At 59.9% G+C, this 8,562-nt stretch carries 6 protein-coding genes; 4 read left to right on the plus strand and 2 right to left on the minus strand.

What is annotated here, in order from left to right; all coding sequences use genetic code 11:
• Nucleotides 1-4 precede the first annotated feature (4 nt).
• Both ACIOMO_RS16895 and ACIOMO_RS16900 read right to left on the minus strand, forming a co-directional pair.
• Entirely contained in the window at nt 5-3,283 is a 3,279-nt protein-coding gene (locus ACIOMO_RS16895; protein WP_401242216.1) for a PAS domain S-box protein, read from the minus strand.
• Between the two features lie 69 nt (nt 3,284-3,352).
• Entirely contained in the window at nt 3,353-4,243 is an 891-nt protein-coding gene (locus ACIOMO_RS16900) for a LysR family transcriptional regulator (protein WP_053118923.1), read from the minus strand.
• A 147-nt stretch (nt 4,244-4,390) separates the two neighbouring features.
• Here ACIOMO_RS16900 and leuC point away from each other — a divergent pair, with 147 nt between their 5' ends.
• From leuC to leuB, 4 genes are all read left to right on the plus strand, one after another.
• A complete protein-coding gene (gene leuC, locus ACIOMO_RS16905; RefSeq protein WP_053118926.1) occupies nt 4,391-5,809 on the plus strand; it encodes a 3-isopropylmalate dehydratase large subunit in 1,419 nt (472 codons plus the stop codon).
• Nucleotides 5,810-5,819: 10 nt separating this feature from the next.
• Nucleotides 5,820-6,464 (plus strand): 3-isopropylmalate dehydratase small subunit, encoded by a 645-nt coding sequence (leuD, locus tag ACIOMO_RS16910; RefSeq protein ID WP_053118928.1) that lies wholly within the window; start codon nt 5,820-5,822, stop codon nt 6,462-6,464.
• Between the two features lie 137 nt (nt 6,465-6,601).
• A complete protein-coding gene (locus ACIOMO_RS16915; RefSeq protein ID WP_401242221.1) occupies nt 6,602-7,369 on the plus strand; it encodes a class I SAM-dependent methyltransferase in 768 nt (255 codons plus the stop codon).
• A 54-nt stretch (nt 7,370-7,423) separates the two neighbouring features.
• Nucleotides 7,424-8,506 carry a 3-isopropylmalate dehydrogenase gene (gene leuB / locus ACIOMO_RS16920; protein WP_401242224.1) on the plus strand — a complete coding sequence of 361 codons (1,083 nt, stop codon included), beginning with the start codon at nt 7,424-7,426 and terminating at the stop codon, nt 8,504-8,506.
• The last annotated feature ends 56 nt before the right edge of the window (nt 8,507-8,562 follow it).

The raw sequence follows: 8,562 nt of genomic DNA on the forward strand, positions 1-8,562 counted from the left end.
CGTGTTATTCCAGCAACACCTTCAAATCATCCAGCGCCACCGGCCGGCTGTGCAGATAACCCTGATACAAATGGCAACCTAATCCCTGCAAAAACGCCAACTGCTCCGGCGTCTCCACCCCTTCGGCGATCACCTCCAGTTCCAGGCTGCGCGCCATTGCGACGATTGCGCGGATGATCTCGGCATCGTTCGGATCCGTTGTCGCATCACGGATAAACGACTGATCGATCTTCAGCGTGTCCACCGGCAAGCGCTTGAGGTACGTCAGCGACGAATACCCTGTGCCGAAATCGTCCATGGCGAAGCTCACGCCGAGTTTTTTCAGGCGACGCATTTTGCTGATGGTGTCTTCCAGGTTCTGGATGACGATGCCTTCGGTGATTTCCAGTTTCAGCAGCGAGCAGGGCAAGCCGTGGCTGATCATGCTGTGTTCGATGCGTTCGACGAAGTCGTTCTGGCGGAACTGGCGCGGGCTGATGTTCACGCACAGGCTGAAGTTGAGCGGGTCGACCAGTTTCAGTCCGATCAGCTGTTTGAAGGCGTCGCAGGCTTCGTCGAGGATCCACGTGCCGACTTCGAGAATCAGGCCGCTGTCTTCCAGAACCTTGATGAATTCGGTGGGCGATTGCGCGCCGAGTTCCGGGTGGTTCCAGCGCACCAGCGCTTCGGCGCCGATGATCTGGTTGTTGCGGGCATCGATCTGCGGCTGGAAGTGCACGTTGAATTCACCGCGCGACAGCGCCAGACGCAAATCGGTCTCCATGCGCAGCCGCTCGCTGGCGGCTTTCTGCATGGTGTTGTGGTACATCTGCGTGGTGTTGCGCCCGGAATCCTTGGCCCGGTACAGCGCGATGTCGGCGCGTTTGAGCAGGTCGGTCGGGGTTGAACCGTGATCGGGAATCAGCGCCACGCCGATGCTCGGCGTCACTTGCAGTCGCTGGCCATCGAGGAACATCGGTTCCGAAAGCAATTCGCGAATTGTGTCGGCCAGCTCGCGCACTTGCGCACTGACTTCGTTGCGCGAACCTTCCAGACCGCTGAGCAGCACCACAAACTCATCGCCACCGAGGCGCGCGACCGTGTCTTCCATGCGTACGCTGGCCTCAAGCCGAGCGGTGATGATCTTCAACACCGTGTCGCCGACCGGATGGCCGAGGGAATCGTTGATGTGCTTAAAGTGATCGAGGTCGAGAAACAGCAGCGCACCGCGCAGGTTGTGGCGCTTGAGCAGGGCGATCTGCTGGCTCAGGCGATCCATCAGCAAGGCGCGGTTGGGCAGGTTGGTCAGTGGATCGTGATAAGCCAGATGGCGAATTTGTGCTTCGGCATTTTTCAGCAGACTGACGTCGCGGGCGGTCAGCAGCAGGCACGCGGTTTCGTTGAGGGTGATCGGCTCGACCGAGACTTCGACCGTGAGCATTTCCCCGCGCTTGTTGCGCCCAAGCATTTCCTGATGGTGCACGCGGCCCTTGATTTGTAACTCGGCGAGTAGCGCCGAGCGCTGTTTCTCCTCGGCCCAGATGCCGACCTGATACACGGTTTTACCGACGACCTCTTCAGCGCGATAACCGGTGAGGCGGCAGAAACCGTCGTTAACTTCCAGATAGCGCCCGGAATCACGTTCGGTGATGGTGATCGCGTCGGGGCTTGAGTGAAACGCCTTGGCGAATTTCTCTTCGCTGGCCTTCAGTGCGGCTTCCGAGCGTTGCTGCTGAGTAATGTCGCGCAGGGTGGTGACGATGCACGCTTGATCGCCGACGCTAATCTGCCGGCTGGAAATCACACAGGTCAGCGACTGGCCGTCCTTGTGCTGAACGATGATCGCGACGTTGCTCAGGCCCTGTTCGCGGATCACCCGCTCAATGCGTTGCAGACTTTTTGCCGAAGCGTCCCACAGGCCGATTTCTTCGGCGGTGTGGCCAATCACGTCGCCGGCACTCCAGCCGAAAGTCTGGGTAAAGCTGTTGTTGATCTCGATGAATTCGCCGCTGTCCTGGCGCGTGACGCAGATCGGGTCGGGGCTGACCTGGAACAGCGTGGCGAATTTTTCTTCTGAGGCGACCAGGCGCTGTTCGCGTTCGACTTGATCGGTGATGTCCAGCAACGTGCCGGCCATGCGCAGCGGCGCGCCGTTGTCGTCGCGGTAGAGGCGGGCGCGGCTTTCCAGATAGCGCGAGCTGCCGTCCGGCAATTGCACGCGATAGGTCAGTTGATAATTGCCTGCCGGGCCTTCGCGCAGGGAGCGGTAGGCGTCGCGCATGCTGTCGCGTTCTTCGCCGGGCACGCCTTCGAAAAATTCATCGAACGATTCATGGAACGGTTTCGCTTCCAGCCCGTGCAACTGCGCGGCGCGTGCCGAGCCGTAAAGCATGCCGCTGGGGATGTGCCAGTCCCACGTGCCGAGTTGCGCCGAGTCCAGCGCGAGGTCGAGACGTTCCTGGCTGTCCTTCAGCGCGTGTTCGGCAGCTTTGCGTTCGGTGGTGTCGAGGAAGGTGCTGAGCAGATAGGGTTGGCCTTCCAGTTCGACCTTCTGCGCGCTGAGAATGCCGTCGTGAATCTGCCCGTTGCTCGCACGGAACTGCACTTCCATGGCGATCAGTTCGCCTTTGGTGTTGGTCTTTTTGACCAGTTCGGCGCGTTGTTCGGGATGCACCCACAAACCGAGTTCCAGCGTGGTGCGGCCGATGGCGCTCTGTACCGGCCAGCCGAACAGGCTTTCAAAATACTGATTGGCCTCGCTGATCAGTCCGTCTTCCTGACGGGTGAGCAAAACCATGTTGGGACATAGGTGAAATAGTGTGGCGAAACGTTTCTCCGAGCTGCTCAGCGCTTGCTCGCGTTGGCGCTGGTGGGTGATTTCGCGAATCACCCCGATCATTCGGGGGCGGCCGTTTTTGTCCGGCAGCAGACTGCCGCTGATCTCCAGCCAGTGCAGGCTGCCGTCAGGCCATTGGATGCGGTGGTGCATCGCTTGCTCCAGCGGCGCACCGGCAATCACCGCGTGGAAGGCGCGCACGGTTTTCGCGCGGTCTTCCGGAGGCAATAAATCGAGGTATTCAAGGTCGGCCGGCAGCGGCTGGCGTGGATCGAAGCCGAACAATGCCTGCGTGCCCCGCGACCAACTGATCTGCCCGCGCTCGATGTCCCAATACCAGGCGCCGAGTCGGGCGCCGTTGAGCGCCGCGAGCAATTGCGGCGCACTTTCCCAGCTCTGCTCGGAATGCCGTGGATCAATTGCCTGAATGCGCGGCATCGGCGGGATACGGTCAACAGATTTCGGCATTGGTTACGGGCCTTGAGCTGGTTTATGCGTTAGGCACAGGGAAACGCGGCTCTATAGGAGTAGCACAAGTCAGCCGAGAGTCCCTGGCAGATCGATTTGTGCGTCCAGCAGGGCCATAAAGGCGCGAGCCGCGTTCGATAGCGTCCGTTCAGTGTGCAAGATATAGCCTAGCTGGCGCCGCAGCTGTATGCCCGGCAAAGCGATACTTGCCACTTGATCATCGAGCATCGTGCGCGGCAGCACGCTCCAGGCCAGGCCGATCGAGACCATCATCTTGATGGTTTCCAGATAGTTGGTGCTCATGGCGATGTTCGGCGTCAGGCCCTGAGCCTCGAACAGTCGTTGGACAATATGGTGAGTAAATGTGTTGCCACCGGGGAAAACCGCCGGATGGCCGGCAATGTCCGCCAGGCTGACGGCGCCGTTGCTGATCAGCGAATGCTCCGGGGCGACCACGAAATCCAGCGGGTCGTCCCACACTGGCGTGGCTTTGACCAGCGCGTGCGGCTCCGGCGCCAAGGTGATCACCGCCAATTCGGCGCGGCCATGGAGAATTTCTTCGTAGGCCACTTCCGAATCGAGGAACTGAATATCCAGCGCGACCTGTGGGTAACGGCGGGTGAACTCCCTTAATAACGGCGGCAAACGGTGCAAGCCGATGTGGTGACTGGTCGCCAGGGTCAGCCGGCCGCTGACTTCGCCGGTCAGGTTGGTCAGCGCGCGGCGGGTGTCATCGAGCACGTTGAGAATCTGGTAGGCCCGTGGCAGCAGGGCGCGGCCGGCTTCGGTCAGGCCGACTTCACGGCCGAGGCGATCAAACAGACGCACCTTCAGTTGCTGCTCCAGACCGGCGATACGTTTGCTGATCGCCGGCTGCGTCAGGTGCAAGCGTTCGCCGGCGCCGGAGAAGCTGCCGGTCTCGGCGATGGCGATAAAAGCGTTGAGGTTGGCCAGATCCATGGTGGTATTCCAGTTGGTTATCCAAAGCATAAAAAATATGAATTTGAGTTATTTAATGTAACCCCATAGGATCGACCTCACAAGCCAAAGGGTTATTGAAACGTTCAAGGCCCGGGGCATAGAAACAAGCTGATGAGGAACCGTCTGATGGCCGGCAAAACGCTCTACGACAAGCTCTGGGATTCGCATTTGGTCAAGCAGCGCGACGATGGCTCGGCGCTGATCTACATCGATCGTCACATCATTCACGAAGTGACTTCGCCGCAAGCCTTTGAAGGTCTGCGTCTGGCCGGGCGCAAGCCTTGGCGCATCGATGCCAACATCGCGACCCCGGATCACAACGTACCGACGACGCCAGAGCGCAAGGGCGGCATCGAAGCCATTGCCGATCAGGTCTCGCGTTTGCAGGTTCAGACCCTCGACGACAACTGCGATGAATACGGCATTGTCGAGTTCAAGATGAACGACGTCCGCCAAGGCATCGTCCACGTGATCAGCCCGGAGCAGGGCGCGACCTTGCCGGGCATGACCGTGGTCTGCGGCGATTCGCACACCTCGACCCACGGCGCGTTTGGCGCTTTGGCGCACGGTATCGGCACTTCCGAAGTCGAGCACGTGCTCGCCACGCAGTGCCTGGTCGCCAAGAAAATGAAAAACATGCTGGTGCGCGTTGAAGGGCAATTGCCGTTCGGCGTGACCGCCAAGGACATCGTCCTCGCAGTGATCGGCAAGATCGGCACCGCCGGCGGTAACGGCCACGCCATCGAATTCGCTGGCAGCGCGATCCGCGATTTGTCCGTTGAAGGCCGCATGACCATCTGCAACATGTCCATCGAAGCCGGCGCCCGCGTAGGTTTGGTGGCAGCGGATCAGAAGACTGTCGACTACGTGAAGGGCCGTCCATTTGCTCCGAAAGGCGCGGAATGGGACATGGCCGTCGAGTCCTGGAAAGACCTGGTCTCCGACGCCGACGCCAGGTTCGACACCGTGGTTGAGCTCGACGCTACGCAGATCAAGCCGCAAGTCAGCTGGGGCACTTCGCCTGAGATGGTTTTGGCCGTTGATCAGAACGTGCCGGATCCAGCCAAAGAGATGGATCTGGTCAAACGCGACTCGATCGTCCGTGCCCTGAAATACATGGGTTTGACCGCCAATCAGGCGATCACTGACATTCAACTGGATCGCGTGTTTATCGGCTCCTGCACCAACTCGCGCATTGAAGACTTGCGTGCTGCGGCGGTGATCGCCAAGGGCCGTAAAGTCGCATCGACCATCAAGCAAGCGATCGTGGTGCCGGGTTCGGGTCTGGTGAAGGCGCAGGCAGAGGCCGAAGGTCTCGACAAGATTTTCCTCGAAGCCGGTTTCGAATGGCGTGAGCCGGGTTGCTCGATGTGCCTGGCGATGAACCCGGATCGTTTGGAGTCCGGCGAGCATTGCGCCTCGACCTCCAACCGTAACTTCGAAGGCCGTCAGGGCGCCGGTGGCCGAACCCACCTCGTCAGCCCGGCCATGGCGGCGGCGGCAGCGGTGAACGGTCGTTTCATCGACGTTCGCGAATTGATTTAAGGAGCGCAGCATGAAAGCTTTTACCCAGCACACTGGTCTTGTCGCGCCTTTGGATCGTGCCAACGTCGACACTGACCAAATTATTCCGAAACAGTTTTTGAAGTCGATCAAGCGCACCGGTTTCGGCCCGAACCTGTTCGATGAATGGCGTTACCTCGATGTCGGGCAACCGTATCAGGACAACTCCAAGCGTCCGCTGAACAAGGACTTCGTCCTCAACGCCGAGCGTTATCAAGGCGCCAGCGTATTGCTGGCCCGCGAGAACTTCGGTTGCGGCTCCAGCCGTGAACACGCGCCATGGGCGCTGGAAGAATACGGTTTCCGCAGCATCATCGCGCCGAGCTACGCCGACATTTTCTTCAACAACAGCTTCAAGAACGGCTTGCTGCCGATCATCTTGAGCGACGCTGAGGTTGATGAGTTGTTCAAGCAGGTCGAGGCTGAGCCGGGCTATCAATTGCAGGTCGATCTGCAAGCGCAGACCGTGACCAGCCCGAATGGCAAGGTGTACAGCTTTGAGATTGATGCGTTCCGTAAGCATTGCCTGTTGAACGGTCTGGACGATATCGGGCTGACCTTGCAGGACGGTGATGCGATTGCGACGTTTGAGGCCAGGCATCGGGTTAGCCAGCCGTGGTTGTTTCGCGACGCGTGATTGATTTGAGATTGATGTAGTCAGGGCTGGCCTCTTCGCGAGCAAGCCCGCTCCCACATTTGGAACGCATTCCCCTGTGGGAGCGGGCTTGCTCGCGAAGACGGCGGCCCAAACAACATAGATATCAGGATGTGACCATGACCAGCACCGCCCAACACACCCAGGTCGTACAAAAGCAATTCGGTGAGCAGGCCGCCGCCTACCTGAGCAGCGCCGTTCACGCTCAAGGCACCGAATTCGCGCTGCTACAGGCGGAGCTGGCCGGGCAGGGCGAGGCTCGTGTGCTGGACTTGGGTTGCGGCGCCGGTCACGTCAGTTTTCACGTGGCATCGCTGGTCAAGGAAGTGGTCGCTTACGACCTGTCGCAGCAAATGCTCGACGTGGTCGCCGCCGCTGCGATTGATCGCGGTATCGGCAACATTGCCACGGTCAACGGTGCCGCCGAGCGTCTGCCGTTTGCCGATGGCGAGTTCGACTTCGTGTTCAGCCGTTATTCGGCGCATCACTGGAGCGATCTCGGTGTGGCCCTGCGCGAAGTGCGTCGGGTGCTGAAGCCGGGCGGTGTGGCGGCGTTCGTTGACGTGTTGTCACCGGGCAGTCCGTTGTTCGACACTTACCTGCAAAGCGTCGAAGTGCTGCGCGACACCAGCCATGTGCGCGATTATTCTGCCGCTGAATGGCTGCGCCAGGTCAGCGAGGCCGGGTTGCATGTGCGTAGCACTACGCGTCAGCGCCTGCGTCTGGAGTACACCACCTGGGTTGAGCGCATGCGCACACCCGACGTGATGCGCGCCGCGATTCGTCAGTTGCAGCAGTCGATGGGCAACGAAGTGCGCGAATATTTTGAAATTGATGCCGACGGCTCGTTCAGTACAGATGTAATCGTATTGATGGCTGAGCGCTAAGAATTTTTCCGGGCGCGCCCTGAACGGCGCACCGACTGAAGACACGAGGAAAGCATGAGCAAGCAGATTCTGATTCTCCCAGGTGACGGTATTGGTCCGGAAATCATGGCCGAAGCGGTCAAGGTGCTGGAACTGGCCAACGACAAATACAGTCTGGGCTTCGAGCTGAGCCATGACCTGATCGGTGGCGCGGCCATCGACAAGCACGGCGTGCCATTGGCCGACGAAACCCTCGACCGTGCCCGCGCTGCCGATGCCGTACTGCTGGGCGCCGTCGGTGGCCCGAAATGGGACACCATCGAACGTGATATCCGCCCTGAGCGCGGCCTGCTGAAAATCCGTGCGCAACTGGGCCTGTTCGGCAACCTGCGTCCGGCGATTTTGTACCCGCAACTGGCCGAGGCTTCGAGCCTGAAGCCGGAAATTGTTGCCGGTCTGGACATCCTCATCGTTCGCGAGCTGACCGGTGGCATCTACTTCGGCGCGCCACGCGGCACCCGCACTTTGGAAAACGGCGAGCGTCAGTCCTACGACACGCTGCCGTACAGCGAAAGCGAAATCCGCCGCATCGCCCGCGTCGGTTTCGACATGGCCATGGTGCGTAGCAAAAAGCTCTGCTCGGTGGACAAGGCCAACGTGCTGGCGTCCAGCCAACTGTGGCGTGAAATTGTTGAAGAAGTGGCCAAGGATTACCCGCAGGTCGAACTGAGCCACATGTACGTCGACAACGCCGCGATGCAACTGGTGCGCGCGCCGAAGCAGTTCGACGTGATCGTCACCGACAACATGTTCGGCGACATCCTGTCCGATCAGGCGTCGATGCTCACCGGTTCCATCGGCATGCTGCCGTCGGCGTCGCTGGACACCAACAACAAGGGCATGTACGAGCCTTGCCACGGTTCCGCTCCGGACATCGCCGGTAAAGGCATCGCCAACCCGTTGGCGACCATTCTGTCGGTCTCGATGATGCTGCGTTACAGCTTCAATCTGCAGGACGCGGCCGATGCCATCGAAAAAGCCGTCAGCGTCGTGCTCGATCAAGGGCTGCGCACCGGCGACATCTATTCGGCCGGTTGTAGCAAAGTCGGTACGCAGGAAATGGGCGACGCAGTAGTCGCCGCGCTGCGGAATCTGTAATCTCTCGGGCCCGCTGCGAAATTCAATACAAAGCAGCGGCCCACTTTTCAAGAAGG

It is taken from the genome of Pseudomonas sp. NPDC087804 (assembly GCF_044742965.1).
GTDB classification, from domain to species: Bacteria; Pseudomonadota; Gammaproteobacteria; order Pseudomonadales; family Pseudomonadaceae; genus Aquipseudomonas; species Aquipseudomonas rustica.